Annotated in this window: 22 protein-coding genes; 18 read left to right on the forward strand and 4 right to left on the reverse strand. The window is 69.2% G+C overall.

All coding sequences use genetic code 11. From position 1 onward, the window contains the following. Nucleotides 1-256: 256 nt before the first annotated feature. Nucleotides 257-1,510 (reverse strand): DUF222 domain-containing protein, encoded by a 1,254-nt coding sequence (locus ACIHAO_RS13795; RefSeq protein ID WP_396557626.1) that lies wholly within the window; start codon nt 1,508-1,510, stop codon nt 257-259. 299 nt (nt 1,511-1,809) lie between these two features. Here ACIHAO_RS13795 and ACIHAO_RS13800 point away from each other — a divergent pair, with 299 nt between their 5' ends. From ACIHAO_RS13800 to ACIHAO_RS13850, 11 genes are all read left to right on the forward strand, one after another. Beyond that, complete coding sequence (locus tag ACIHAO_RS13800) at nt 1,810-3,387, forward strand: purple acid phosphatase family protein (protein ID WP_396557628.1); 1,578 nt, start codon at nt 1,810-1,812, stop codon at nt 3,385-3,387. Nucleotides 3,388-3,455: 68 nt separating this feature from the next. After that, nucleotides 3,456-4,493 carry a BMP family ABC transporter substrate-binding protein gene (locus ACIHAO_RS13805; protein WP_233599085.1) on the forward strand — a complete coding sequence of 346 codons (1,038 nt, stop codon included), beginning with the start codon at nt 3,456-3,458 and terminating at the stop codon, nt 4,491-4,493. Beyond that, the gene (locus ACIHAO_RS13810; protein ID WP_396557630.1) at nt 4,474-5,991 is read left to right on the forward strand and encodes an ABC transporter ATP-binding protein; all 1,518 of its coding nucleotides are present in this window, start codon (nt 4,474-4,476) and stop codon (nt 5,989-5,991) included. The genes ACIHAO_RS13805 and ACIHAO_RS13810 overlap by 20 nt, the downstream gene beginning before the upstream one ends. Then, a complete protein-coding gene (locus ACIHAO_RS13815) occupies nt 5,988-6,992 on the forward strand; it encodes an ABC transporter permease (protein WP_396557632.1) in 1,005 nt (334 codons plus the stop codon). The genes ACIHAO_RS13810 and ACIHAO_RS13815 overlap by 4 nt, the downstream gene beginning before the upstream one ends. Further along, nucleotides 6,989-7,846 carry an ABC transporter permease gene (locus tag ACIHAO_RS13820; protein WP_073846947.1) on the forward strand — a complete coding sequence of 286 codons (858 nt, stop codon included), beginning with the start codon at nt 6,989-6,991 and terminating at the stop codon, nt 7,844-7,846. Before ACIHAO_RS13815 ends, ACIHAO_RS13820 begins: the two co-directional genes overlap by 4 nt. After that, nucleotides 7,843-8,571, forward strand: a complete 729-nt coding sequence (locus ACIHAO_RS13825) for a nucleoside phosphorylase (protein ID WP_396557635.1) — start codon at nt 7,843-7,845, stop codon at nt 8,569-8,571. Before ACIHAO_RS13820 ends, ACIHAO_RS13825 begins: the two co-directional genes overlap by 4 nt. Beyond that, nucleotides 8,568-9,698 (forward strand): acyl-CoA dehydrogenase family protein, encoded by a 1,131-nt coding sequence (locus tag ACIHAO_RS13830; RefSeq protein ID WP_396557637.1) that lies wholly within the window; start codon nt 8,568-8,570, stop codon nt 9,696-9,698. Before ACIHAO_RS13825 ends, ACIHAO_RS13830 begins: the two co-directional genes overlap by 4 nt. After that, nucleotides 9,698-10,708: a methylthioribose-1-phosphate isomerase gene (locus ACIHAO_RS13835; protein ID WP_396557639.1), complete on the forward strand. Its 1,011-nt coding sequence runs from the start codon at nt 9,698-9,700 to the stop codon at nt 10,706-10,708. The genes ACIHAO_RS13830 and ACIHAO_RS13835 overlap by 1 nt, the downstream gene beginning before the upstream one ends. After that, nucleotides 10,705-11,421, forward strand: a complete 717-nt coding sequence (gene mtnC / locus ACIHAO_RS13840; RefSeq protein ID WP_396557641.1) for an acireductone synthase — start codon at nt 10,705-10,707, stop codon at nt 11,419-11,421. The genes ACIHAO_RS13835 and mtnC overlap by 4 nt, the downstream gene beginning before the upstream one ends. Further along, nucleotides 11,418-12,050: a methylthioribulose 1-phosphate dehydratase gene (mtnB, locus tag ACIHAO_RS13845; protein WP_396557643.1), complete on the forward strand. Its 633-nt coding sequence runs from the start codon at nt 11,418-11,420 to the stop codon at nt 12,048-12,050. Before mtnC ends, mtnB begins: the two co-directional genes overlap by 4 nt. Then, nucleotides 12,047-12,625, forward strand: coding sequence for an acireductone dioxygenase (locus ACIHAO_RS13850; protein WP_125793738.1), 579 nt, complete (start codon nt 12,047-12,049; stop codon nt 12,623-12,625). Before mtnB ends, ACIHAO_RS13850 begins: the two co-directional genes overlap by 4 nt. Before the next feature lie 455 nt (nt 12,626-13,080). On the opposite strand, the gene ACIHAO_RS13855 is transcribed toward ACIHAO_RS13850, so the two are convergent. Continuing rightward, nucleotides 13,081-15,477 carry a chitinase C-terminal domain-containing protein gene (locus ACIHAO_RS13855; RefSeq protein ID WP_396557645.1) on the reverse strand — a complete coding sequence of 799 codons (2,397 nt, stop codon included), beginning with the start codon at nt 15,475-15,477 and terminating at the stop codon, nt 13,081-13,083. Between the two features lie 177 nt (nt 15,478-15,654). After that, nucleotides 15,655-16,350: a VOC family protein gene (locus tag ACIHAO_RS13860; RefSeq protein ID WP_396557647.1), complete on the reverse strand. Its 696-nt coding sequence runs from the start codon at nt 16,348-16,350 to the stop codon at nt 15,655-15,657. 154 nt (nt 16,351-16,504) lie between these two features. Between ACIHAO_RS13860 and ACIHAO_RS13865 the strand changes: the two genes are divergently transcribed. Continuing rightward, nucleotides 16,505-17,095, forward strand: a complete 591-nt coding sequence (locus ACIHAO_RS13865; protein ID WP_396557649.1) for a hypothetical protein — start codon at nt 16,505-16,507, stop codon at nt 17,093-17,095. A gap of 68 nt (nt 17,096-17,163) precedes the next feature. Here the strand turns inward: ACIHAO_RS13865 and ACIHAO_RS13870 are convergent, their stop codons facing one another. After that, entirely contained in the window at nt 17,164-19,242 is a 2,079-nt protein-coding gene (locus ACIHAO_RS13870) for a phosphocholine-specific phospholipase C (protein ID WP_396557651.1), read from the reverse strand. 94 nt (nt 19,243-19,336) lie between these two features. On the opposite strand from ACIHAO_RS13870, the gene ACIHAO_RS13875 reads away from it, so the two are divergent. The 6 genes from ACIHAO_RS13875 (at nt 19,337) to mltG (ending at nt 25,763) form a co-directional block, all read left to right on the forward strand. Continuing rightward, nucleotides 19,337-19,861 (forward strand): hypothetical protein, encoded by a 525-nt coding sequence (locus ACIHAO_RS13875; RefSeq protein ID WP_396557653.1) that lies wholly within the window; start codon nt 19,337-19,339, stop codon nt 19,859-19,861. A 130-nt stretch (nt 19,862-19,991) separates the two neighbouring features. Further along, on the forward strand, nt 19,992-20,390 hold the full coding sequence (locus ACIHAO_RS13880) for a DUF948 domain-containing protein (protein ID WP_396557655.1): 399 nt from the start codon (nt 19,992-19,994) through the stop codon (nt 20,388-20,390). Further along, nucleotides 20,387-20,698 carry a hypothetical protein gene (locus ACIHAO_RS13885; RefSeq protein WP_396557657.1) on the forward strand — a complete coding sequence of 104 codons (312 nt, stop codon included), beginning with the start codon at nt 20,387-20,389 and terminating at the stop codon, nt 20,696-20,698. The genes ACIHAO_RS13880 and ACIHAO_RS13885 overlap by 4 nt, the downstream gene beginning before the upstream one ends. 100 nt (nt 20,699-20,798) lie before the next feature. Further along, on the forward strand, nt 20,799-23,462 hold the full coding sequence (alaS, locus tag ACIHAO_RS13890) for an alanine--tRNA ligase (protein ID WP_396557659.1): 2,664 nt from the start codon (nt 20,799-20,801) through the stop codon (nt 23,460-23,462). After that, a complete protein-coding gene (gene ruvX / locus ACIHAO_RS13895) occupies nt 23,455-23,958 on the forward strand; it encodes a Holliday junction resolvase RuvX (protein WP_396557661.1) in 504 nt (167 codons plus the stop codon). Before alaS ends, ruvX begins: the two co-directional genes overlap by 8 nt. Before the next feature lie 359 nt (nt 23,959-24,317). After that, entirely contained in the window at nt 24,318-25,763 is a 1,446-nt protein-coding gene (gene mltG / locus ACIHAO_RS13900; protein ID WP_396557663.1) for an endolytic transglycosylase MltG, read from the forward strand. Nucleotides 25,764-25,775: the final 12 nt, after the last annotated feature.

Raw genomic sequence — 25,775 nt, forward strand, 5'->3', positions numbered from 1 at the left:
GGGGCCTCCGGTCCCCAAAACCCACTCCCCCCCCCCCGGGGGGCGCTGTCGGGCCCCCCCCCCACGCACCTCATGCCCCCCGGTCCAGGCGCGAAACGGTCGGCTATCGATACGGATTTACGGCGCGAACTTCCGGTGCAGGACACTAGCGCAAGGAAGGGGGCCTTCATGTACTTCGAGCGGGGGCAAGAGCTTGGTGTTGTTCGCTGGGCATGACGAGGGGCCCGTCGCCGGTGTGGCTGGCGGGCTCCTCGGGTCAAACGCGGTGCAGGGTGTTGCGGCGGGGTTGTCGTACCGGATCTCGATATTGGGGTGGGATGAATTCCGGTAGGCCGTCGGCGGCCATGTAAACTTGCCAGTCGCCGTGGTGGATCAGGCGGTGGTGGAAACCACACAGCAGCACGAGATTCCGGAGATCCGTAGGGCCTCCGTCTGCCCAGTGACGAATGTGGTGTGCGTGACAGTTCTTCGGCCGCCGATCACAGCCGGGGAACGCGCAGCCCCCATCCCGGATGTTCAACGCTCGTCTCTGGCCGGGGGTGACGAACCGCCGCAGCCGCCCCACGTCGAGGGGCTCACCGGCGGCGCTCATGACGACCGGCAACATGAGGCAGTCGCAGGCGGCGAGCCGGGCCTCGCGGGCGGTCATGGTCCCGACGAAGTCCAAGCAGGCGGTCCCGAGACCGGTTTTGAGTTCGTCGAGTCCGATGGTGACGTGCAGGAGGGTGCGGTAGCCGCTGGTGCCGGGTTGGTCCGGGCAGGCGATCGCGAGGTCGAGGATGTCGACCCACGCGTCTCCCATGCGTTCGCATTTCATCCGCAGATCAGCCTGCCCGAACTCGTCCACCGGGCGCGGTTGCGCGTGTGCCTCCAGAGCCGCCGCGGTGCGAGCACCCGTCTCGTCATCGAGCAGGCCGGTGAGTTTCCAGTACCCGTCTTTGCGGCGCTCTAAGGTGATTTCGCGGCGCGGCTGGGCGGGTTCGGGATCTTTCGGTTCGTTGCCGTCCGGATCGAGCCAGGCGAGCAGTTTTGCTTCGGCGTCGGCGAGTTGGCGGGGTCCGGCGTCGCGGGCGAGGTTAGCGAGGATCTTCTCCGCATTCGCCCGGTCCTCGGTGGAAGTATCGGCCGGGAGTCTCTTCAAGAACTCCAGGATCTGGTCGATCCGCTCGTCCCCGACCAAGCCTTCGGCGGCGACAGCGGCAGTAGCCGGTGCGACAGCCGGAACCTCGGTGCCGTCCAAAGCGCGGGTCGGGTTCACCGCGATCGCCCGGTTCACCACCGGACTTGCTTCACCGCGCGACAATCCCGCCACATCCGCGAACCACGCGGCCGTTGACCCATACCCGTACAAGTCCTTCGCGCCCCGAGACTCGATCTCCGCCAGGTATCGCCCCAGTCCGGCGGTGGCCATCCTGATCACCTGCAAGGACTGTTGCACGCCATGGGCAAGCTCCAGCTTGCCGGCGCGCCACAACTCCTGCGGCAACTCGGGAAGGAAAGTCTCGGACACCCCTCAATAATACCCGAACAAATCGAACTCTTGTTCGTAATTTTAAGCAACCGTCAAAAGGAACAACCAACACTGAAGGGTGAATCGGCCGCCGAGCTGAATCACCTTGGGCAAGGCGTCCGACCCCTTCGCAATTAGTCACCTAATTGCGAAGGGGTCGGACGTTCATGGAGTTCGACCAAAGACGCCCGAACAGTAAAGCCCACTTGAGAATCCCTTGAGCCGGACCTGGGCAGCTCGACCACTCCCGTTCGTTTCACCGTCGCGAGCCGAACATCTGCGTCGGCGAGTATCCGCGCATGGAAATCCCCAGGGTCGGTGTGCCCGACGCGCTGGCCTCGCGTCTCACGATGGCCGAACAACACGAGTACCTGAGCCGCCGCTCGATGCTCAAGGGAACCGGTGCCCTCCTCGCCGCCGGGCCGCTTCTCTTGCAGGGCACCGCGTACGCCGACGGCGACAAGGTCGTCCCGGCGGGGCGGCATCTGGCGTTCGGGCGGAATCCGCGGACGTCGATGCGGGTCGCGTGGCAGGTGCCGGCGCTGGTGCGGAAGCCGTTCCTGCGGATCGCCGACGGTCATGGCGGTTGGAGCCACCGGATTCCGGCCGAGGTCCGCGCGCTGCATTCGGAGGTCGCCGGGGTCATCGCGCCGTACGACCAGTACTACCTGCACGCGGAGGCCGATCACCTCTGGCCCGGCCACACCTATCGGTACGCCGTCGGGCACGAGGGTTTCGACCCGGCGTCGGGGGACGGCGGGTCCGCCGCGATCTCGACGTTCACCACCGCGCCCGCCCGGGGGATACCGGCGGGCAAGTTCACCTTCACCGCGTTCGGGGATCAGGGGGTCTCGACGACGGCCCTCGCGCAGGACGGTGCCGTCGCGGGTCAGAATCCGCGCTTTCACCTGCTGGCAGGCGATATCGCGTACGCCGACCCGAGTGGTGCGGGCAAGCCGCCCGGGTCCGAGCCCGACGCCGGCCACGACCTCTTCGACCCCAAGGTCTGGGACGCCTACTACCGCCAGATCGAGGGTGTCGCGGCGTCGGTGCCGTGGATGGTCACCACCGGCAACCACGACATGGAGGCCCTCTACTCCCCGGACGGGTACGGCGGCCAGCTCAAACGCTGGGATTTCCCTGGCGGCGGCCCGCACGACTGTCCCAGCGTGTACTCGTTCATCTACGGCAACGTCGGGGTGATCTCGCTCGACGCCAACGACGTCTCCTACGAGATCCCGGCGAATCTCGGCTACTCGCACGGTTCCCAGACGGCGTGGCTCAAGCGGCGCCTGCGGTATCTGCGTTCGCAGCCGGACGTCGACTTCGTCGTGGTGTTCTTCCATCACTGTGCCTACTCGACGACGAACCAGCACGCGTCCGAGGGCGGCGTCCGTGAGCAGTGGGTCCCGCTGTTCGACGAGTTCCGGGTCGACCTCGTGATCAACGGGCACAACCACATCTACGAACGGACCGACGCCCTGCGCGGCGGCAAGGTGACCCGTGAGGTCAAGATCGGCGACACCATCGAGCCGGACCGCGACGGCACCGTGTACGCGACCTGCGGTGGCGGCGGGAAGAGCCTCTACAGCTTCCCGGTGCCCGACACGTTCGCGGGGGAGTTCCAGTCGTATCACTGGGTCAAGGGCGGCGAGAAAGTGGCCGAGACCGTGTCTTGGTCGCGGGTGCGCTACACCGGATACTCGTTTCTCGCGATCGACGTCGAGCCCGCTTGGCCCGGCCGCCGGACGACGCTGACCGTGCGGACCCTGCGCAACGACGGCGCCGAGATCGACCGGTTCACCCTTCGCCGCACCGCCGGTCTCCACCGTTCGCGGCACGGGATTGTGCTCGGGGCGGATCCGGGCGACGTATAACGACCTACACGGTTCCGCATGGTGGGAATCGGTGTCATATCGTGGACCGGAGACATACAGTCCGAAACATGTCGCCGAGAACCCTCCTGCGGGCCGTCATGGCCGTTTCCGCCGTCACGCTCCTCGCCGCGTGCAACGCCTCGGCCAAGGACCCGGCCGCGCAAAACGCCGCCGGGCCGGCGCTGGTCCTGATCACGCCGAGCCCGGTCGGGGTCAACGACTTCCTCAAGCTCGCCGTCCAGGGCATCGAGGACTCGGCCAAGAAGCACAACGGGACGCAGAAGGTGTACCAGAGCACCGATCCGGCCTCGATCCAGCAGAATCTCGCGGCCGCGGTGCGCGAGAAGCCCGCCGTGATCGTCGCCGTCGGCTTCAACTTCGCCGACGCGATCGCGGCCGAGGCCGAGCGCAATCCCGAGCAGAAGTTCCTCTTCGTGGATTCCTGCACCACCAAACCGTTCCCGAACGTCACCTGCGCGGTGTTCCGTGAGCACGAGGGCAGCTACCTCGCCGGTGCCGAGGCCGGGCTGCTGAGCAAGTCCGGCAAGGTCGGCGCGGTCGTCGTACTCGACACGCCCCAGTTCCGCCGGTACTCGATCCCGTTCGGGCAGGGCGCGGAGAAGGCCAAACCCGGCACCACGCTGGCCCCGCTGTTCATCGGCGGCGCGAACCCGTTCAACGACCCGGCCCGCGCGAAGGCACTGGCCACCACCCTGGCGGGCCAGGGCGTCGACCACGTCATGGGCGCCGCCTCCGCGGCGGGCAACCTCGGCGTGTTCGAGGCCGCGAAACAGGGCAAGTTCTTCGCGTTCGGCGTCGACGCCAACCAGTGCCCGGCCAGCCCGGGACAGGTCGTGGACAACGTCATCAAGCGCACCAACGTCGTCGTCGGCGACGGGGTCGAGGCGATCCTCGGCGGCAAGACCGGCGAGACGAAGTCCTACGGTGTCAAGGAGAAGGGCATCTCCCTGACCGGGCTGGAGCCGGACGCGGCGACGTCGCAGTGCGTCGTCGCGAGCCACCCCGACGTGCTGGCGAAGGTCGGCGAGCTGCGGGACCAGATCATCTCGGGCGCGATCGTCGTCGATGACCCCGCCAAGTCCTGACGCCGTCTCACTCCGGGGGATCGTCAAGCGGTTCCCCGGAGTGCTCGCGAACGACCACGTGGACCTCGACGCCGGCAGCGGCGAGATCCACGCCCTGATGGGCGAGAACGGCGCGGGCAAATCGACGCTCATGTCCGTGCTCTACGGTCTGCACCGGCCCGACGAGGGCACGATCTCCTTGCACGGCGAGGAAGTCTCCTTCGGTTCGCCCGCGCGGGCCATCGACGCCGGTGTCGGCATGGTGCAGCAGGGGTTCGCGCTGTTCGGTGAGCTCACCGTCACCGAGAACGTCGTGTTCGGCAGCGAACCGACCCGACGCGGCCTGCTGGACCGCAAGGCGGCGACCGCCCGTGTCACCGAGCTGATCGAACGACACGAACTGCGGCTGCGGCCGGGCGACCGGGTCCGCGATCTGCCGGTCGGGCTCCGGCAGCGCGTCGAGATCCTCAAACTGCTGTACCGCGAGGCCGGCGTGCTGATCCTCGACGAACCCACCGCCGTGCTGACCCCGCCGGAAACCGAGCGGTTGTTCGGCGTGCTGCGCGCCCTCGCCGCCGAGGATCGCACGATTCTGCTGGTGTCGCACAAACTCCAGGAGGTTCTCGCCGTCAGCGACCACGTCACGGTGCTGCGGGACGGCCGCGTCAGCGCGCGCGGCCGCACCGCGGACCAGACGGCCGCCGGGCTCGCCGCGGCGATGACCGGACGCGTGGTCGACCTCGACCGCGTGCATCCGGCCGGGACTCCAGAGGACACCATCCTCGAAGCTCGCTCCCTGACCGTTCCCGGAGCGGAAGGAAAACCGTTGCTGGACAACGTTTCCCTGACCGTGCGCGCGGGGGAGATCGTCGGCGTCGCCGGGGTCGCGGGCAACGGGCAGGCTGAGCTCTCCGACGCCATCACCGGCCTGCGGAAGACCGGCGGCACCGTCGTCCTCAAGGGACAGATTCTCGACGGCCTGTCGGTCCGCGCACGCAGGGACGCCGGACTCGCCCATGTCCCGGAAGACCGCGCCGAGGTCGGCTCGGCGCCCACGGCGGGCCTCAGGGAGAACCTCGCCGTCGGTTTCCATCGCAAGCGTCCCTTGGTACGCAAGGGATTCCTGCGCCGCAAGGCGATCGACGAGCACGCGTCGGCGATCATCGAGGACTACGACGTCCGCGCGTCCGGCCCCGGCGCCGCGATGGGCACGCTGTCCGGCGGTAACCAGCAGAAAGCGATCTTCGGCCGCGAGCTCACCCACGACGCGCCGTTCCTGCTGGTCGAGCAGCCCACCCGAGGTGTCGACGTCGGCGCGATCGAGAACATCCACGCCCGGCTCGTCGCCCATCGCGACGCCGGGCACGCCGTCCTGCTGATCTCCGCCGAACTCAGCGAGATCCTCGCGTTGTCGGACCGTGTGCTGGTGCTGTTCGAAGGCCGGATCGTCGCCGAGTTCACCAAGGACGAGGCCGATCAGCACGCGATCGGCCTCGCGATGGCCGGAGGTGCCGGATGACCCGCGTCCGTCTCGTCGCCGTCCCGGTCGCCGCGGCGCTCGTCCTCGGCGCGATCCTGCTGCTGGCCACCGGAACCGATCCGCTGGCCGCGTACGGCGCGATCGTCTCCGGCGCGTTCGGCCCCGACGGCATCGGCGACACCCTGGCCTACGCCGTCCCCGTCGCGGGAATGGCGACCGCGCTCGCGATCCCGCTGCGCGCGGGCATGGTGAACCTCGGCGGTGAGGGACAGCTGGTGCTCGGCGCGGTCAGCGCGCTCGCCGTCGGCCTGTACGTGCCCGGTCCCGGGCCGATCAAGGTGATCCTGGCGCTGCTCGCGGGCATCCTCGCCGGAGCCGCGTACGCCGCACTGGCCGCGGTCTGTGAGAACCGCCTGGGCGTTCCGCTGCTGATCAGCACGCTGCTGCTGAGCTATCCGGCGATGTCGCTCGCCGGGTATCTGGTGCGGTTCCCGTTGAAGGACGCCGGGTCCAGCCTGCCGCAGAGCCCGCAACTGCCCGACGGCGCGCGCCTGCCCGAAATCGACGGCGTGACGACCGGGATCTTCCTGGTGGTGGCGGTCATCGCGGTCCACACGGTGATCGACGCCCGCACGCCCGCCGGTTTCGAGACCAAGGTGACCGGCTGGGCACCGCGGTTCGCCGCCTACGCCGGGATCGACCGGCCGAAACTCACGCTGCGACTGCTGGCCGCCTCGGGCGGGACGGCAGGGCTGGTCGGCGCGATCGCCGTTCTCGGCTTCCCGTACCGGTTCATCGACGGCGCGCTGATCACGCCGCAGTACACCTGGATCGGCCTGCTCGCGGCGCTGCTCGCCGGGGCCAGCCCGCTCGGGACCCTGCTCGCTGCGGTCTTCCTCGCGGCGCTGACCAGCGGCGGATTCGCGATGGAACGGGCCACCCAGGTACCGCGCGAGCTGACCGCGGTCCTGCAGGCGGTGCTGATCATCTTCCTCGCGGCCGCCTCGGGGGTCTTCAAGCGGAAGGGGAAGCGGGCATGATCGACGCGAGCCTGTTCTCCTCGGCGCTCACCGCGCTGACACCGATCTTGTTCGCCGCGCTCGCGGGCGCGCTGTGCCAGCGGGCCGGGGTCTTCAACATCTCGCTCGAGGGCTCGCTCCTGGTCGGTTGCTTCGGCGCCGTCGCCGGGAGCTGGTACACCGGCAGCGCCTGGATCGGCGTCGTCGTGGCGGTGCTCGCGGCGACGGCGTACTCGCTGATCCTCGCGATCGGCTCGATCACCTTCGACGGTGATCCGATCGTGCTGGGTGTCGCGAGCAACCTGCTCGCGGTCGGCCTGACGAGCTTCCTCATCCGCACCGTCTTCGGCACCGAAGGCTCGTTCAGCGACCCCTCGTTGCAGGGGCTGGGCCAGTTCGGGCCGATTCCCGGGCAATCGTTGCTGGTCTACCTGTCCTGGCTGGCCGTGCCCGCGCTCGCGGTCCTGCTGTACCGGCATCCGTGGGGCCTGCGGCTGCGAGGCGTCGGCGAGCGCCCGGAGGCGGCGTCCAGCCTCGGCGTCAACGTGACGAAATACCGCTACGGGGTGATCCTCGCCGGGGGAGCGCTGTGCGGTCTCGGCGGCGCGCAACTGGCGCTGGGCTCGGTGACGCTCTTCGCCGAGAACATGACCGCCGGCCGCGGCTGGATCGCCGTCGTCGCGGTCATGCTGGGCCGCGCGCATCCGCTCGGGGTGCTGCTCGCGGCACTGCTGTTCGGCCTCGCCGAGGCGTTCGGCTTCCGGCTCCAGGGCATCGGGTTGCCGCAGCAGGCCACCGACGCCGCTCCGTACGTCGTCACGCTCGTGGCGCTGTTCCTGTCGAATCTCAAGCGTAAGAAGGGACAGCCCGCGTGAGCGACGTCCTGCCCATCACCAAGATCCCCCGGCACGGACTGCCGCCGCGTGCCCTCGTCGTGGGCGATCCGGACCGCGCGACGGCGGTGGCCGAATCGCTGACAGACGCCGTCCTCGTCGGACAGAACCGCGAGTACCGCAGCTACACCGGCACCTGGAAGGGTGTCCCGGTCGTCGTGTCGTCGCACGGAGTCGGCGGCCCCGGCGCGTTGTGCCAGTTCGGTGAGCTGGCCGAGGCGGGCGTCCGCACGTTCCTGCGGCTCGGCACCGCCGGTTCGCTGGCCGAGGGGATCACCGACGGCGACCTCGTCATCGCCGAGGCCGCGGTCCGCGACGACGGCGTCACCCAGCAGCTGATCCACCCCGAGTACCCGGCGTTCGCCACCCCGGAGGTCGTCGTGGCGCTGAGCCGCGAGGCACCGGAAGCGCACCGGGGCGTGGTGTGGACGCGGGCCGCGTTCAGCCCGCTGGTGCTCACCCTCCCGATGGCCGAGTACCTGGCCGCGCGGGTGATCGCCATTGAGATGGAACTCTCCACGCTGCTGGTGTTCGCGGCATTGCGCGGCCTGCGGGCCGGTGGTGTGCTCGTGATCGACGGTGACGCGCGGCCCGAGCACCCCGACCCGTCGGCCTACGACCCGCATCGCGACGTCGTGGCCGCCGGGGTGGCGAGGGCGACCCGCGTGGCGCTGGACGCTCTCATCGACGTGGAAGGGGCGGAATGACCGAAGTGTGGCGTAAAGCGGCGCACGAGCTGGCGAGCACCCTCGCGGCGGACGCGGCCGAGCGGGACTTGGCCGGACAGTTGCCGGTCCGCGAAGTCGGTCTGCTGCGCGAGTCCGGGCTCCTGCCCCTGCTCGACACCGCCGGCTGGGCGGCGGCGAACGAGGCCACCCGGATCGTCTCCGCCGCCGACGCCTCCGTCGGACACCTCCTCGGTTACCACTACCTGCAGCTGTGGCGCACCGGCCTGTTCGGGCCGCGCGCGGCGAGCGAACCGGGCTGGTTCTGGGCGGGCGTGAGCAACCCGCTCGACGCCGCCCTGCTCCTGACCCCGGCCGACGGCGGGTTCACCGTCGAGGGCACCAAGACCTTCGCCACCGGCGCGGCCGTCGCCGATCGGCTGGTGGTCAGCGCGACGAGGACGGACAACGGCGACAAGCTGACGTTCGTCGTCGACGCGCGGGCCGACGGGATCACCTTCCCCGGTGAATGGGACAACATCGGCCAGCGGCTCACCGCGAGCGGCGCGGTGCGGTTCGAGGCCGTCCGTATCGCCGCCGACGACGTGCTCGGCGCCCAGCCGGAGGACCAGTCGGATCCGAAGGTGCCCCGGATCTCCCTGGCGGCGATCGGGTTCCAGCTCATGCTCGCGCAGGTGTACGCCGGCCTCGCGGTCGGCGCGCTCGACGCGGCCGCGGTGTACACGCGCGAGACCGCGCGGCCCTGGACACTGTCCGATGTGGACAAAGCGACGCAGGATCCGTACATCCTGGCCGGATACGGCGAACTGGTCGCGACCGCGCGGGCGGCCGGTTTCGCCGTCGACGCCGCGGTTGCCGCGCTCGGCGAGGCCGACGAGCGCGGGTTCGAACTGACCCCGGCCGAACGTGCCGAAGCGGCGATCGCCATCTCGTCGGCGAAGATCGTCGCGAGCCGGGCCGCCGTCGAGACCACGAGCAAGGTCTTCGAGTTCACCGGCGCGCGGGCCACCGCGACGAAGTACGGCTTCGATCGCTTCTGGCGCAACGCCCGCACGCTGACCTTGCACGACCCCGTGACCTACAAGGCCCGCGAGGTCGGCGACCACTTCCTCAACGGGATCCCGCCTTGCCTTTCGGGGTACAGCTGATGACGCTGCCGATCCTCGCCGAAAGCGTCCGCCTCGACGACGAAGGCGTGCACATCCTCGACCGCCGGGTGTTCCCGTTCGCACGGGAATGGGTGCTGTGCCGGACTTCGGAAGAGGTCGCGGTGGCCATCGAAGACATGGTCACGCAGTCGTCCGGGCCGTATTTCGCGGCACTGGGCGCGATGGTGCTCGCGGCGCGCGAGGCGTCCGGGCTCGCGGACCCGCGGGCGTACCTGGAGCGGGCGGGGGAGCGGATCGTCGCGACCCGCAAGACCAACAACCATCTGCGCAAGGCCGTCGCCGCCGTACTGTCCGAAGTAGACAAATCGGCTGGCGATCTCGTCGAGGCCGCGACGGCCGGTGCGCAAGCAGGTGACGAATTGTATCGGTCGCGCAGCCGTGCGCTGGGTGAGCACGCGGCCGCGTTGGTGCCGGCCGGGGCGACCGTGCTGACGCATTGCTGGGCGGATCTGTACCTGGTCGAATTCGTGCTGGCCGCGCGACAGCAGGGCAAGGAGTTCTCCTTCCTCTGCACGGAAACCCGGCCGTACCTGCAGGGCGCGCGGCTGACCGCCGAGACTCTGGTCGAGATGGGCGCCGACACCCGGCTGATCACGGACGGCATGGGCGCCGCGGTGTTGTCCTCGGGTGAGGTCGGCGCGCTGGTGACCGCGGCCGACCGGGTCACCATGGACGGCCACGTCGTCAACAAGATCGGCACGCTGGGGCTCGCGGTGGCGGCGGAGGCGTTCGGCGTGCCGTTCCACGCGATGGTCCAGGCGCCCGACCAGGCCGCGCCGACCGGCGCCGACGTGCCGATCGAATACCGTGACGGCGACGAGGTGCTGAGCGCGCTCGGCCACCGAGTGGCGAGCGAACGCGTGCGTGGGCACTATCCGGCCTTCGACGTGACACCACCGCGGTTCGTGACCTCGGTGGTGACCGACCGCGGGGCCTTCGAACCCCGGCGGCTCCGCGAGTACTACGCAGAAGGGGAAGCGAACCAGTGACCGCAACGCTGACCGCCCGATGGGTGGTCCTCGACATCGAGGGCACGCTGACCGCCACCAGCTACGTGCACGTGACCCTCTACGACTACGCGCGCCCGCGGCTGGGCCCGTGGATCGACGAGCACCCGGACGACCCCGAGGTCGCCGGCGCCGTCGCCCGGATCAAGGAACTCGGCGGGCTCCCGGCGGACGCGTCCACAGTGGACGTCGTGCGGGTGCTGCACGGCTGGATGGACGCGGACCAGAAGATCGCGCCGCTGAAGACGTTGCAGGGCCTCATTTGGCAGCAGGGGTACGCCGACGGCGAACTCACGACGGAGTTCTTCGGCGATGTCGCCCCAGCGCTGCGGTCGTGGCACGAGTCGGGCCTGCGGCTCGCGGTGTTCTCGTCCGGTTCGGTCGCCGGGCAGGTCGCGTCGTTCTCGCGGACCACCGACGGCGACGTCACCGGCCTGTTCGAGAAGCATTTCGACACCGTCAACGCCGGACCGAAACGCGAGGCGCCGTCGTATCGCGCGATCGCCTCCGCACTGGAGGCCGAACCGGGTGACATCGTGTTCTTCTCCGACGTGCCGGCCGAACTCGACGGGGCCGCCGCCGACGGCTGGCAGACCGTCGGCCTCGCCCGCGACGGCGAGCCGTTCGGCGACGCGGATTTCGGGACACACCGGACGATCCGGACGTTCGACGAGGTGAAGGTCGTCCCTCGATGAGCACGCTGGAACTCGCCGGACGCGCGCTGGCCGAGGAGTCCGCCCGGTTCGCCGGGCTGGGCTGGATGCGGGGCACGTCCGGCAATCTCTCGGTGGTGCTCGGCCGTGATCCGCTGCGGGTCGCCGTCACCGTCAGCGGCCGGGACAAAGGCGAGCTGACCAGCGACGACGTCGTGGTGGTCGGCGAGGACGGGCTGGCCGTCGCCGACCAGCCGCATCCGGACAAGGTGCCCTCGGCCGAGGCCGGATTGCACGCCCGGATCGCGGCGGTGTCGGGTGCGGGCGCGGTGATCCACGTACACGCGCTCGCACCGGTGGTGGCCGCCGAGCACTGGCCGGACGGTGTCGAACTGCGGGACCTGGAGATGCTCAAGGGCTTCGGCCGCGCCGCGCACGACGACCTGGTGACGATCCCGGTGATCGCCAACGGTCAGGACATGTGCGTCCTCGGCGACGCGTTCGAGGCGGGCTTCCGGGCGGACACGCCGGCGGTGATCGTCGCGCGGCACGGGATCTACGTCTGGGGCGATGACCTGCGCCACGCTCGCCACCGCCTGGAATGTTTGGAGTGGTTGCTCCGGTTCCGGGTAGAGACAAGACTTGTCGGTCGAGAAAGGGGAGTGCGATGACCCTGCTGACGGTGTGGCCGGACGACCGGCCCGACGAGATCGCGCTCAGGACCGAGGATCCGGCCGTGATCACCGGCGAACTGGGGCGGCTCGGTGTCCGGTTCCAACGCTGGGACCTCGTCCCGGACCTGCCGCGCGACGTGACGCCCGAGCAGGTGCTGGCCGCCTACGAGGAGCCGATCGGCAAGGTTTCGGCGGCCGAGGGCTACACCTTCGTGGACGCCGTCCGCATGACCCCGTCCGACGAGCCCGGCTGGGCGGCCGAAGCCGCCGAAGCCCGGCAGAAGTTCCTCGCCGAGCATACCCACGACGATGACGAAGACCGCTTCTTCGCGCGGGGGTCCGGTGTGTTCTACCTGCACGTCGGGGGCAAGGTGTACGCAGTGCTGTGCGAGGCGGGCGACCTGCTGAGCGTGCCCGCGAACACCACGCACTGGTTCGACATGGGCACGCGGCCCGACTACGTGTCCATCCGGTTCTTCCACGACGACGGCGGCTGGGTCGGCAACTTCACCGGCGCGACACTGGCGGGGGAGTTCCCGGACTTCGACACGTTGACCGCTGGGCGCTACTGACCGCTTCCCGGTGTCATGAAGGTCGCTGTAGCACTGAGACTTTAGGTGGCGTTCCTGCCCGCCCGTCTGCCTCGGAAAGGGCTCAGCTCAGACCGGCAGGTCGTGAGGGCCTCCTTCCCTACCCTCAGAGTAGGGAAGGAGGCCCTCACGGACCTGCGATCCCGACCCACCTGCCGTAGGTACCTAGAACACGGTTCGCTCTAGCCCTCATTGCCACTCACGACCCCGGCGTGAAGCCGCACAAAGTACTCAAAGCGGGCATTTCGCCTTCGTGCAGCGTCCCGTGGACACCTCCGAGCCATGAAGGCCTCCTTGAGGGACCCAGAGTCCCTCAGGGAGGCCTTCACAGAAGGCCGATCGCGTCGGTCTTCGCGGAAGTTGCGGACGCCATGAACGGTCCTTTCCTTGCGAAATTCGCAAGGAAAGGACCGTTCCTGGCGCGCTGCCGGGCTCTGTCAGGCGGGGGTCCAGAGGGCAGGCACGTTCGGCGGCTCCCAGCCGGGCAGGGACCGGTGGCCCTGACGGCATACGTATGCCGCGCCGTTGTGGGTCACGCGAGCACCGGTGGCGTAGTCGGTGTTCGGCTTCCACGCGTCGGACGGCGCCGTGGTGGTCGTCGTCGGGGTGGTCGTCGTCGGGGTGGTGGTGGTCGTCCGCGTCGTCGTCGGACTGGTCGTGGTGGTGGTCGTCGTGCCGGTGGTCGTGGTGGGTGTGGTGGATGTCGGCGGGGCACCGCCGCCACGCGGGTGATCCGACGCGATCGCGTACGTCGTCCCGCCGAAGGTGAACGTGAAGTTCGACGGCGACGCGATCGGCATGTAGTAGTTCAGCCGGATCTCGACCGTCGCGCCCGGCGCGATGTTCTGCCAGGTCGGCACGGTCACCGCGACGTGCTGGAAGTCTCCCTTCATCCCGCCGACGTTGGGCCCGCTGTGGCCCTTGCTCGTGACCGTCAGGCCGAACCCGGACTGGTCGGACATGCTGCCGGGCGCACTGGTGCCGTAGTCGAACTCGATCTTCGTCCCGCCGGGGATGGTGGTGGTCGAATTGTTCGTGACGCGCATCCGCGGGGTGATCGGGTAGTTCGCGTCGCCCAGCGCGAATCCGGTCAGGTTGACGTTCGCGTTCAGCACCGACGACGGCGCGGGACGCGACGACTTGGTGTTGCCGTACGGGGCGGCGCCGCGCAGGCCGTCGTTGATCTTCGTGATCAGCGTGTCACCCATGAAGTACTGGCCCTTGGCTTCGTCGAAGGCGTAGTCGCCGGCCAGTTCCCAGATCATGATGCCGCCGATGCCCTTGTCGGCCACGTACTTGGCCTTCGTGGCGAGCGAGGCTTCGTCCTCAGTGGACAGGAACACCTTCTTGTCGTTGTTCCACAGCCACGGTGTCACCATCGTGTTGTCGTAGTGCCTGTTGTAGCTGCCGGAGACGCGGTCCGTCGGGTCGGTCTTCGGGGTCAGGCCGTACGCCTCCAGGTAGTCCGGGGTGATTTCGTTTTCGAGGTTCTTCGCGTGCCACATGGGGTTCGCGCCAGCGGGGACCTCGCCGCCGGCCAGGCCCAGATCGTGCCAGAGGTTGTCGATGCCGATCGCGCCGTTACCGCACGGCACCGTCGAACCGACTTGGGATCCGGTGCCCGGTGGACACTGTTTCTGGTCCGGTAGTGGCGCCTTGCCCCACAGTCCGTTCGTCCCGCCGGACACACCTTGCCAGCCTCGGGTGTAGAAGCCGACGCCGATGTTGATCCGGCCGGCTTGCATGGCGCCTCGGAAGTAGTGATAGGCCCAGTCGGTGTTGAGATAACCCTGCCCGTCGTACTGCGGTGTCGTGTACACCTGCCAGTGCGCGAGTTCCGCGTCGTTGCCGGCGTCGTAGAGCGCCGCGTTCGGCCCGACGAACTGGTTCCACGCGCCGTGCAGGTCGTAGCTCATCATGTTGGCGTAGTCGAGATACCGCGTGACGCCGTAGACCTCCTGGCCGCGCAGCAGCCAGCCGGACGCGGGCACGGCGGCCGTCAGCAGATAGTGCCTGCCGTCGGCGGCGCCCGCCCTGTCGAGCTTCTCGCGCAGCGTGCGCATCAGGTTCTCGTAGCCCGCCCAGAGGGTGCCGCGGTTGGACTGCGCGATCCAGTAGTCGTCCGGGTTTCCGGCGTAGCTCGCCGACGTCGCGTACTCGTAGTCGATGTCCGCGCCGTTGAAACCGTAGGCGCGCAGGAACTCCACGACGGAATCCGCGAAGACGTCGATACCCGCCTGAGTCTGCGTCATCTTGTAGAAGCCGCCCGAGGCGTTACGGGTGCCGTCGGGATTGAGGAAGCCGCCGGTCTCGGCCCAGCCGCCGATCGAGATCAGCGACTTCACGTTGGGGTTCTGCTTCTTGTACTTGGTCAGCAGGTTGAAATGTCCCTTGTAGGGCAACGACGGGTCCATCTCGGCGCCCGGGACGCCCGGCCATTCCATGCCGATGGACTCGTTGGTCGCGCTCGGCGCGCCGACCGACACCTTGTTCTGCGCGTCGACGTGGGCGAACGCGTAGTTGAGGTGGGTGACCTTCGACCACGGGATGTTGTTGACCAGATAGGCCGGTGCGCCGTTCTTTCCGGTGCGCCAGCTGGTGAAGTAGCCGATCACGCGGCGGGAATGCCCTTCTCCCAGGGATTCGCGGCCCGCGGTGTCGTAGGCGGTGCAGTAGGGGGTGTCGACGCCGGGTGTCCGGTACAGCCCGTCGGGACGACAGTCCTCGTGACCTGCCGCACTCGACGTGGACGGGGTGATGACGACGATCATGAGTCCGGCCAGCGTGATGAGCGACGCCAGCAGGGGGAGTAGTTTCCTGATTCTCCTTGGCACGCCGAACCTCCGACAGTGGAAGATGGCCCTCGGTCACAGCAGCTTGAGCCGCTGACCTGGCGCGCGTCAATAGGTGTAGACCAATTTCCATCCTGTGCCGTACGGCGGAGCGTACCTGTGGTTCGTCAGGTCCGGCTTTGCGTGGGTGGCCATACCCTCGACCACATCCGGTGCGTGCTATGCCGCCGTTTCCCGCACCATGAAGGAAAACTCGTTCCCGTCCGGATCCGTCATCGCCACCTGACCGCGCTCGCCGGTGCCGAGCCGGGTCGCGCCGAGCGCCACGAGCCGCTCGACTTCCGAAACAGGGCCGCGCACCACGAAATGGAGCCGGTTCCGCCCGGTTTTCGGGGTGAACGGCGGGCCGCCCCAAGTGATCTTCGGGCCGCCGTGCGGTGACCGGATCGCGGTCTCCTGGTCCTGGTCCCAGACCAGCGGCCAGCCGAGCGCCTTACTCCAGAAATAGCCGACCTTCTGCGATCCGTCGCTCGCCACCGCGCCGACGAAACCGCATTCGGCGAGGAAGTCGTTGCCCGGCTCGATGACGCAGAACTCGTTGCCCTCGGGGTCGGCGAGTACCACGTGCTCTTCGTCCGGAAGCTGGCCGATGTCGAGATGCCTGCCGCCGAGTTCGAGCGCCTTCGCGACCGTCCGCCGCTGGTCTTCCAGCGATTCGCTCGTCAGGTCGAAATGCATCTGGTTCTGGCGGGTCTTCGGTTCTTCCGACGGCAGGAAGCGGAGCCGGAAACCGGTGTCGTCGTTCGGGACCAGGGTGTCGCCCTCGTTCTCCCAGCCGAGGAGGCCCGCCCAGAAGCGCGCCAGGAGTCGCGGGTCGTGCGCGGCGAAACAGAGCGTGTGCAAGGTGACGGTCATAAGCGACGCTAGAAACGACGGCGACCCGCACGCAACCGAATAAGGCGCGTTCCCCCATGGAGTGGACCCGCTTCCATCCGGCGGGGGACGCAGCGGACCCGGCGCGGCTGTGATCGTTGAAACCGATCAAGCGAGCGGAACCCGAGGAGCACGTATGACCGTCCACCAAGCCACCGCGACCGGGCGACCGCGCGCCGCGTGGACCAGAGCACACGCCCCGGTGCCCGGAGTTCCCCGGTGGGCCAAGGTCGCCGCCTACGCCATCCCTTTCGTCGTGCTCCCCTCCGGCCTGTGGCGGATCATGACCGTCGTCTTCCACATCGGCGATGACGCCGTGCACGGCGCGGGCCAGCTCCCGTCGTGGTTGCCGGGGCCGGTGTACGTCATCGCGTTGTCCGTCGTCTCCGAGCTGATCGCCTTCACCGCCGTCGGGCTGATCGCCGAGTGGGGGGAGGTCCTCCCGCGCTGGATTCCGCTGCTGGGCGGCCGCAAAGTACCGCCCCTCGCCGCCGTCGTGCCCGCCGCTCTCGGCGCCACGATCCTGACCATCCTGTGGACGACCGCCTACGCCACGTCGCTGGCCGGGCTCACCCTCCAAGGCGATCCCCTGCCGGACGACTTCCCCACGGAGTCACTGCACGGCTGGCAACTCGCCTTCTTCGAACTCACCTACGCCCCGCTCCTGCTCTGGGGACCGCTGCTGGCGGCAGTCTGCTTCGCGTACTGGCGGCGGCGCCGGCAGTGATCAAGCACAAGTCCGTGAAGGCCTCCTTGAGGGACCCAGAGTCCCTCAAGGAGGCCTTCACGGAACGATCAGCAGGAGACGCCGGTCCGCCCGTTCTCCACCCGCGCGGTCAGCGTCCGCAGGAACGACGGATCCCCGTCCGCGGTGACCTTCACGTCGTACCAGCCACCCGAAACCGGCCAGTCCACCGTGACCGAACGCCCGGCCCCGACCCGCACGACGCGCGTGAGCCGCGAGGACGAAAGCCGCAGCGTCAGCGCCGAAGCGCCCGAGTTGGACAGCTTGAACTCGACACCCGAACGCCACGTCAGGAAGCGCGTCCGGACATCGACGCCCGCGGCGGCCCCGCGACGGTTCCCGCGCAGTTCCCACCACGCCCGGTTCGGCCCCTGGACGACCACGCGGTACTCGTCACCGGCCAGCCGAACGAGTTCCGGCGCCTCGCCGCGGACGTCGCGGTGCGCGGGCTCGGCGAATTCGCCCCGGTACGGGTACAGCGCGAAATGCGCCGACGAGGAGCCGCTGTTGGCCAGCGAAAGCGCCAGATTCCCCGACTTGTCCACCGCGCCGGACACCGACACCTGGTACGGCAGCGGGCGGGACGGCCGGTTGCCGGGTTCGGCCACGGGCAGGCTCTGCTCCGCCGGGGCGGACGGGCGCCAGCGGCTGATCGGCGCGGGAACGGGACCGGGCCGGTTCACCCGAGGTTGCCGCCCGGCGCGCGAGAAGTCGAAGGCGCCGGTGAGGTCGCCCGCGACGGTCCGCCGCCAGTTGCTGATGTTCGGCTCGCCGATCCCGGTCCAGCGCTCGAGGAACCGCAGCACCGAGGTGTGGTCGTACACGGTGGAGTCGACGTTGCCGCCGATCGACCACGGCGAGACGACCGTCATCGGCACGCGCGGCCCGAAGCCGAGCGGCTGGCCGTTGAAATGGTCCGCGTCGTCGGCCGCGTTCCCTGGCGGCATCGGCGGCGGGACGTGGTCGAAATAGCCGTCGTTCTCGTCGAAGTTGATCAGCAGCACCGTTTTGGACCATGTCTCGCGGTCGGACGCCAGCGCGTCGAGCACGCGGTAGATCAGGTTCGCGCTGCCGACGGGGGTGGACGCGCCGGGGTGCTCGGAGTCCTTCGCGGACGGCACCAGCCAGCTGACCGCGGGCAGCCGCCGCGCCTGGATGTCCGCCTTCAGCCGGGTGACCAGCGTTTCCGGCTCGCTGCGGTACATGGCCTTCTTGAACAGGTTCCGCTCGGCGGGCGTCAGCTTCGCGACTCCGGCGTCGAACTGCGCCAGCAGTTTCGCGCGCTCTTCGGGGGTCTTCTTCGGCAGCGCGTCGTAGAACTCCTCGGTGGTGCGGAACTTCTCCTCGACCGAAGCGAGGATCTTCGTGCCGACCTTCTTGAACGGCAAGAAGTACTCGACGGCGTTGTCGGTGAAGTTGTCCCACTCCTGGTAGATCTGCCACGGCACCCCGGCGGCCTCGAGGCGCTCCGGGTACGTCGTCCAGTCGTAGCCCTTGTGGTCGTAGGAGTACGCCGCGTTCGTCACCGCGCGATTGGTCGTGCTGCCCGGTTCGAAACCCGTGGTCCCGGTCCAGAGGAAGTTCCGGTTCGGGTTGGTCGAGCCGAAGATCGAGCAGTGGTAGGCGTCGCAGAGGGTGAACGTGTCCGCGAGTTCGTACTGCAGCGCGATGTCACGGCGCTCGTAGTAGGTCATGGTGGCGGGCGTCTTCGCCGCGATCCAGCCGTTGTTCCAGCCGCGCGCCCACGCCTTGCCGCTGCCGTTCCAGCTGTGGTCGAGGTCGCCGAGGTACTGGATGTCGTCCGCGTTCCGCCCGGCGAGTTCGGCCGCCTCGCGCACCGAAAAGGGCAGCACCGTCCCGCCGGCGGGATTCGGCTGCTCGAACACCGATTTCCCCGACGGCAGTTCGAGCGGGTGGGCGTCGGAGAAGCCCCGGACGCCGCGCAGGCTGCCGTAGTAGTGGTCGAACGACCGGTTCTCCTGCATCAGCACGATCACGTGCTCGATGGCGTCGAGTCCGCCGCGCCGCATCGGTTCGGCCATGGCGGCGTGCACGGACGGCGGGAGCAGGGTGGTGGCGGCCGCGGCGCCGGTGGCGCCCAGCAACGTACGGCGTGACAGTTCAGGCATGCCGGAACCTTGACCCAGTAACATGAACGTCACAAGAACCGAACCGGTCGACTCGGCGTCGCCGGCCGGAGTGGTCCGCCCGTACGATCCCTGGATGGCCGTGATTCCCGAGCATCACGACGAAAACGGCGGTGGGGGAGACCTCGCGAAGCCGGTGTCCGCCGAGCACGGTGGCCGTCGCGGCGTCCTCGTCCGCCGGATCGCGATCAGTGCCGTCGCCGCCGCCGGTTACGGAGCCCTTCTCTTCGTCGCGCTCTCCGGCGTGCCGGACCTGCCCACCGCGCTGGGCCCCAGGCCGGTACCCGGCCCACAGGTGCCGTCCCAGCCGCCCACGGCAACGCCACCTACGACACCGCCGTCCACGACACCGCCACCCACGACCACGACGGACGGGCCTCGAACGCCTTCGCCTCCGGACTCCCGTGGAGCGCCCGAGCCGGTTCTCGAAACCTCGCCCACGAGCGCCAGGCCTGCTCCGGTCCGGACCACGACCGCGCCCGGCCCGCCGGCCACACGGGCCCCTTCCTCCGCTTCGCCGCACGACAGCGACCGCCGCAACGGCCGCCCGCCCGGCCCGCCCGGGCACGCGAGGACCACGCCGCCCAAGAGCGGGCGCTGACGTCCGGTTCTCCCCGGTTCGTCGTGAGGTCACTGCACTGAGTGACCGTCCGGCGGGGTGACACCGCCGAACGGCTGGCGGGGCGGTAACCTCACGGGCACCAAAGACCGCAGACCCTTGAGGAGGGCCCGTGTCGGCAGGGCAGATCGCCGCGCTGATCGCCGCAGGAGCATTCGTCGTACTCGTCGTGCTGCTGGCGATCGTGCTGTTCAAGCTCGGCCGGACCCTGGACGAGGCCACGATCGCCATCCGCAAGGCGCACGAGAACGCCGACCCGCTGCTGATCGGCGCGAACGAGACGATCACGCACGTCAACACGCAGCTGGAGCGGGTCGACGGCATCACCGCGAACGCGCAGGCCGTCAGCGGCAACGTGTCCGCGCTGTCGTCGGTGTTCACCGCGACGCTCGGCGGACCGCTGGTGAAGACGGCCGCCTTGTCCTACGGCCTCAGCAAGGCCATCAAGGCCCGCCGCAAGAAAGCGGAAGCGAAGGCGGCCCGCCCGGCGAAGAAGCGGGGCCGCAAATGAAGCGCCTGTTCTGGCTCGGCGTCGGCGTGGTCGCCGGCGTCGCCCTGTCACGCAAAGCGACCGAAACCGCTCGCCAGGCCACGCCGGCGGGGTTAGCCTCGAACCTGGGCGACGCCGTGCGGGAACTCGCGGGCGCCGTCGGTTCGTTCGGCGCGGAGGTCCGCGCCGGGATGAGCGAACGGGAACAGGAGCTGCACGACATGGTGTCCGAACGCACCGGTTCGAGCACGGCCGCCGACGGCCCTGCGGGCAGGCACGCGGCGTCGCCGCGGCGCCCGGCCCGGCGAGCTCGCCGGGCGGAGGGCTGATCGGGTCGCGTCCGCGACCGGAAGAGCCCCAGCCCTCCGCCGTTCCCGCCTGTCCGCATTCCCAGCGCTTTCGCGCGAGCCCGTATACAAGGACGATCCCGTGGAAACACACGAAATCACCCAGCGTTTTCTGAGCCATTTCGAGAACAAGGGACATACGCGCGTCCCCAGCGCGCCCCTGATCCTCGACGACCCGAACCTGCTGTTCGTCAACGCCGGCATGGTCCAGTTCAAGCCGTACTTCCTCGGCGAGGTCCCGCCGCCGTACCCGCGCGCGACCAGCGTCCAGAAATGCGTCCGCACGCCGGACATCGACGAGGTCGGCAAGACCACCCGGCACAACACGTTCTTCCAGATGGCCGGGAACTTCTCCTTCGGCGACTACTTCAAGGAAGGCGCCATCGAGGCGGCCTGGGAGCTGATCACCAAGCCGCAGAGCGAAGGCGGCTACGGACTCGACCCGGCACGCATCTGGGCGACGGTCTACGAGGACGACGCCGAAGCGGCGGGCCTGTGGAAGAAGCTCACCGGCCTGCCCGGCGAGCGCATCCAGTCCCGTGACGGCAAGGACAACTACTGGGACATGGGCGTGCCCGGCCCCGGCGGCCCCTGCTCGGAGATCTACTACGACCGCGGCCCGGACTACGGCCGCGAGGGCGGCCCGGTCGCCGACGAGGACCGCTACATCGAGATCTGGAACCTCGTCTTCATGCAGGACGTGCGGGGCGACAAGAGCCCGAAGCACGGCCACAAGCCGATCGGTGAGCTGCCGAAGAAGAACATCGACACCGGCATGGGTGTCGAGCGGGTCGCGACGATCCTGCAGGGGGTCGAGAACGTCTACGAGACCGACCTCGTCCGCCCGGTGATCGGCCGTGCCGAGGAGTTCTCCGGCCGTCGCTACGGCTCGGACCACACCGACGACGTCCGCTTCCGCGTCATCGCCGACCACGCCCGCACCGGCGTCCTGCTCATCGGCGACGGCGTCACCCCCGGCAACGACGGCCGTGGTTACGTGCTGCGCCGCCTGCTGCGCCGCATCATCCGTTCCGCGCGCCTGCTCGGCGTGCACGAGCCGGTGCTGCCCGCCTTCGCGGCGGTCGTCCGCGACACGATGGGCCCGACGTACCCCGAGCTGGTCTCCGGTTTCGACCGCATCGAGGACGTCGTACGTGTCGAGGAGGAGGCGTTCCTCTCCACGCTCACCAGCGGTTCGCGCATCTTCGATATGGCAGCTCGGGAGACCAAGCGTTCCGGCGGTTCGCTGCTGGCCGGCGACAAGGCGTTCCAGCTGCACGACACCTACGGCTTCCCGATCGACCTGACCCTGGAGATGGCGTCCGAGCAGGGCCTGACCGTCGACGAAGAGGGCTTCCGCACGCTCATGAACGAGCAGCGGCAGCGCGCGAAGGCCGACGCGGCGTCGCGCAAGACCGGTCACGGTGACCTGTCCGAGTACCGCAAGGTGCTCGAACAGCACGGCGAGACCCAATTCCTCGGCTACACCGACCTGCAGGCCGAAGCGAAGGTCGTCGCGCTGCTCGAAGACGGCGTGCCGGTGCGCAGCGTCGGCACGGGCAAGAAGGCGGAGCTGGTCCTGGACCGCACGCCGTTCTACGCCGAGAGCGGCGGCCAGGTCGCCGACACCGGCGTCCTGCTCGGCGACGGCGTCGAGCTCAAGGTCCACGACGTGCAGAAGATCGTGCCGGGCCTGTTCGTGCACCGTGTCGAGGTGCTCGACGGCGAGGTCGGCATCGGCACCGCGCTGACCGGTTCGGTCGACCAGCACCGCCGCCTGTCGATCGAGCGGTCGCACTCCGCCACGCACCTGGTCCACGCGGCCGTGCGCGGCGCGTACGGCAAGCGCGCGGCGCAGGCCGGTTCGCTGAACTCGCCGGGCCGGATGCGCTTCGACTTCACCACCTCCGGCGGTGTCTCGGCCGACGTGCTGACCGAGGTCGAGGAGGAGGTCAACGACTACCTCCAGACCAATGTCGAGGTGAACACCTTCGTCACCACGAAGGACAAGGCCCTCGAACTGGGCGCGGTCGCGCTGTTCGGCGAGAAGTACGGCAACGACGTCCGCGTCGTCGACATGGGCGAGTACTCCCGCGAACTCTGCGGTGGCACCCACGTCGACCGCATCGGCCAGCTCGGCCTGGTGAAACTGGTCGGCGACTCGTCCATCGGTTCCGGCGTGCACCGCGTCGAGGCGCTGGTCGGCACGGACGCGCTCAAGTACGTCCGCAAGGAGCAGCTGCTCGTCTCGCAGCTCGCGAGCACCTTCAAGGTGCCGTCGGAGCAGCTGCCGTCGCGCATCGACGACGTGCTCACGCGGCTCAAGAACGCCGAGAAGGAGATCGAGCAGCTGCGCACCCAGCAGGTGCTCGGTTCGGCGGGCTCGCTCGCCGACAAGGCCGAGGACATCGGCGGCGTCGCGGTCGTGGCGGAGAAGCTCGGCGAAGGCGTCGACTCGAACGGTCTGCGCGCGCTGGCCTCCGACATCCGCGGCAGGCTCGGCAACCGTCCCGGCATCGTCGCGCTGTTCGCCCCGCAGGGCGAGAAGGTCGCCTTCGTCGTCGCCACCACCAAGGCGGCGCAGGAGAAGGGGATCGCGGCGGGCAAGCTCGTCCCGTCGTTCGCCGAGGCGATCGGCGGCCGCGGCGGCGGCAAGCCGGATATGGCCCAAGGCGGGGGTACCAACCCGGCCGGGGCCGAACAGGCCATCGCCTCACTGCGCGCGGCGGTCGCCCAAGTTGGCTGACGACGCCCTTCAGCGGCGCCCGGATCGGCCAGGGGAGTCCGATCCGGGGCGCGGCAGGCGGCTCGGGGTGGATGTCGGATCCGTCCGGGTCGGGGTCGCGCTCAGCGATCCCGAACCCATCCTCGCGAGCCCGCTCGTTACCCTCACTCGCGACGCGGCGGGCGACAAGGACGTCGACCAGCTCGTCGGACTCGTCACGGAACACGACATCGTCGAAGTCGTCGTGGGCCTTCCGAGGACGCTCAAGGATCGGCACGGCCCGGCGGCCGAAGCGGCGCTCGACTACGCCGAAAAGGTCGCCGCCAGGGTCGCCCCGGTGCCGGTGCGACTGGCCGACGAGCGGTTGACCACGGTGACGGCATCCAGGATGCTGTCGCAGCGTGGGGTGAAGGGACGTAAGCAACGTGCCGTCGTCGATCAGGCGGCCGCGGTCGAGATCCTGCAGGCGTGGATCGACGCGGTAGCGGCACATCGCGCACGGAAGGGCGATACATGACCGAGCCCCACGGCCGGCCCGAGCGCCGTCAGGGCGGCAGGCGGCGATTGCGGGAGCCTGAGGAGGCCATCCAGCCGCCGGCCCCGCCCCGTCGAAGGCCCGAACCCCAGCCGACGGGACGACGGCACAGCCGGCAGGAACCGCCCGAGGCGCCACCCTTGCGGCGTCCGGCGGAGGAACCGCCGCGTGCCCGCCGGTCTCCCGAAGAGCCACCGCCGCGCGTCCGGCGTGCGGCCGAAGAGCCACCGCCGGTGGCGCAACGTCCGGCCCCGCCGAGGCGGGCCCCGGAACCCGCGGCTCCTCCGCCGCCTCCCGCACCGCCGCGGCGGTCCCCCCAGCCGGGTGACCGGAGTCTTGGCATGCCCGCCTACGCCCAGGACGAGCCGCCCCGCCCCGGCCGCCGCAGGCGCCGCGAAGACGACGGTCCGCTCCCGGACGAGCGGCCGACCGACATCCTCCCCGCGATCCAGGACGCGCCGATCGCCCGGCGCCCCGGCGCTGCACCCTCTTCGCCGCCTCAAGGCAGCGAAGAGGAATACAACGAGATCTTCGGCGAAGACGAGTACGACGACTATGACGAGTACGACGACTACGAGGATTACGAAGACTTCGAAGACGACGACCGTGCCGAGCCGGAACGCATCGAGGACGAGCGCCCGGAACGTCAGGGACCGCCGCCCAAGAAGCGCAAGAAGAAACGCGCGGTGGGCTGGATCGCCGCGTTGACCGTGCTCGTCCTGCTCGCCGGTGGCGCCTACTACGGCTTCACCGAGATCTTCGGTTACGACGACTACGAAGGCACCGGCGAGAGCGACGTCCTCGTCCAGGTGGAGAAGGGCGACTCGACCTCCGCGATCGGCAACCGGTTGCAGGCGGCCGGGGTGGTCGCCAGCGGCAAGGCGTTCGTGAAGGCGGGCGAGGACAACACCGCCGTCTCGCGGCTCCAGCAGGGCTACTACGTCATGAAGACAAAGATGTCCGGTGCCAGCGCGGTCGACAAGATGATCGCCCCCGCGTCGAAGGTCGGCCAGGTCGAAATCCGGCCGTACACCCAGTTCCACGACATCACCCAGCCCGACGGCAAGGTGACCCCGGGCGTGTATTCGTTGCTGTCCAAGGCTTCCTGCGCCGACCTGAACGGCAAGAGCACCTGCGTCCCGGTCGAGGAACTGCGGAAGACGATCGAGACCGCGGATCTGGCGAAACTGGGCGTCCCGTCCTGGGCCATCGACTCCGCCACGAAGGCGGAGCACAAGGACCGGCGGCTCGAAGGGCTGATCGCCCCGGGCATCTTCAACGTCAAACCCGGCTGGACGGCCGAGGAACTGCTCACCGACGTCGTGAAGACCTCGGCGAAGCGCATCCTCGACGCCGGGCTGAGCGACCAGTCCAAGGGTGAGGGCAAGACGCCGTACGAGACGCTCGTCATCGCGTCGATCATCGAACGCGAGGCGGTGAAGGCCGACTTCGGGAAGATCTCGCGGGTCATCTACAACCGGCTCGACGAGAAGATGCGGCTCGAGATGGACTCGACGGTCAACTACGTCCTCGACCGGCCGACCCTGCTCACGAAACCCGAGGAACGGGAAAAAGCGGGCGCGTACAACACCTACAAGTCCGTCGGCCTGACCCCGACACCGATCGCGGTGCCCAGCGCGGAAGCGATCCAGGCCGCGCTCAAGCCGGTCGCGGGCGACTGGATCTTCTTCGTCAAGTGCGAGAAGAACGGGCTCTCGTGCTTCTCGGTGACGAACGACGAGCACAACAAGGCCAAGCTGGACGCACAGAGGCGCGGTGTCTACTGAGCGCAAGGCCGC

This window comes from Amycolatopsis sp. NPDC052450, assembly GCF_044547565.1.
In the GTDB taxonomy this organism is placed as follows: Bacteria; Actinomycetota; Actinomycetes; order Mycobacteriales; family Pseudonocardiaceae; genus Amycolatopsis.

Coding starts and splice junctions, on each gene's coding strand:
- ACIHAO_RS13860 (WP_396557647.1), bottom strand. CDS start 16,350: ATGACCGTCACCTTGCACACGCTCTGTTTCGCCGCGCACGACCCGCGA.
- mtnB (WP_396557643.1), top strand. CDS start 11,418: ATGAGCACGCTGGAACTCGCCGGACGCGCGCTGGCCGAGGAGTCCGCC.
- ACIHAO_RS13875 (WP_396557653.1), top strand. CDS start 19,337: ATGGCCGTGATTCCCGAGCATCACGACGAAAACGGCGGTGGGGGAGAC.
- ACIHAO_RS13800 (WP_396557628.1), top strand. CDS start 1,810: ATGGAAATCCCCAGGGTCGGTGTGCCCGACGCGCTGGCCTCGCGTCTC.
- ACIHAO_RS13820 (WP_073846947.1), top strand. CDS start 6,989: ATGATCGACGCGAGCCTGTTCTCCTCGGCGCTCACCGCGCTGACACCG.
- ACIHAO_RS13835 (WP_396557639.1), top strand. CDS start 9,698: ATGACGCTGCCGATCCTCGCCGAAAGCGTCCGCCTCGACGACGAAGGC.
- ACIHAO_RS13810 (WP_396557630.1), top strand. CDS start 4,474: ATGACCCCGCCAAGTCCTGACGCCGTCTCACTCCGGGGGATCGTCAAG.
- ACIHAO_RS13805 (WP_233599085.1), top strand. CDS start 3,456: ATGTCGCCGAGAACCCTCCTGCGGGCCGTCATGGCCGTTTCCGCCGTC.
- ACIHAO_RS13850 (WP_125793738.1), top strand. CDS start 12,047: ATGACCCTGCTGACGGTGTGGCCGGACGACCGGCCCGACGAGATCGCG.
- ACIHAO_RS13830 (WP_396557637.1), top strand. CDS start 8,568: ATGACCGAAGTGTGGCGTAAAGCGGCGCACGAGCTGGCGAGCACCCTC.
- mltG (WP_396557663.1), top strand. CDS start 24,318: ATGCCCGCCTACGCCCAGGACGAGCCGCCCCGCCCCGGCCGCCGCAGG.
- ACIHAO_RS13870 (WP_396557651.1), bottom strand. CDS start 19,242: ATGCCTGAACTGTCACGCCGTACGTTGCTGGGCGCCACCGGCGCCGCG.
- ACIHAO_RS13865 (WP_396557649.1), top strand. CDS start 16,505: ATGACCGTCCACCAAGCCACCGCGACCGGGCGACCGCGCGCCGCGTGG.
- ACIHAO_RS13815 (WP_396557632.1), top strand. CDS start 5,988: ATGACCCGCGTCCGTCTCGTCGCCGTCCCGGTCGCCGCGGCGCTCGTC.
- ACIHAO_RS13885 (WP_396557657.1), top strand. CDS start 20,387: ATGAAGCGCCTGTTCTGGCTCGGCGTCGGCGTGGTCGCCGGCGTCGCC.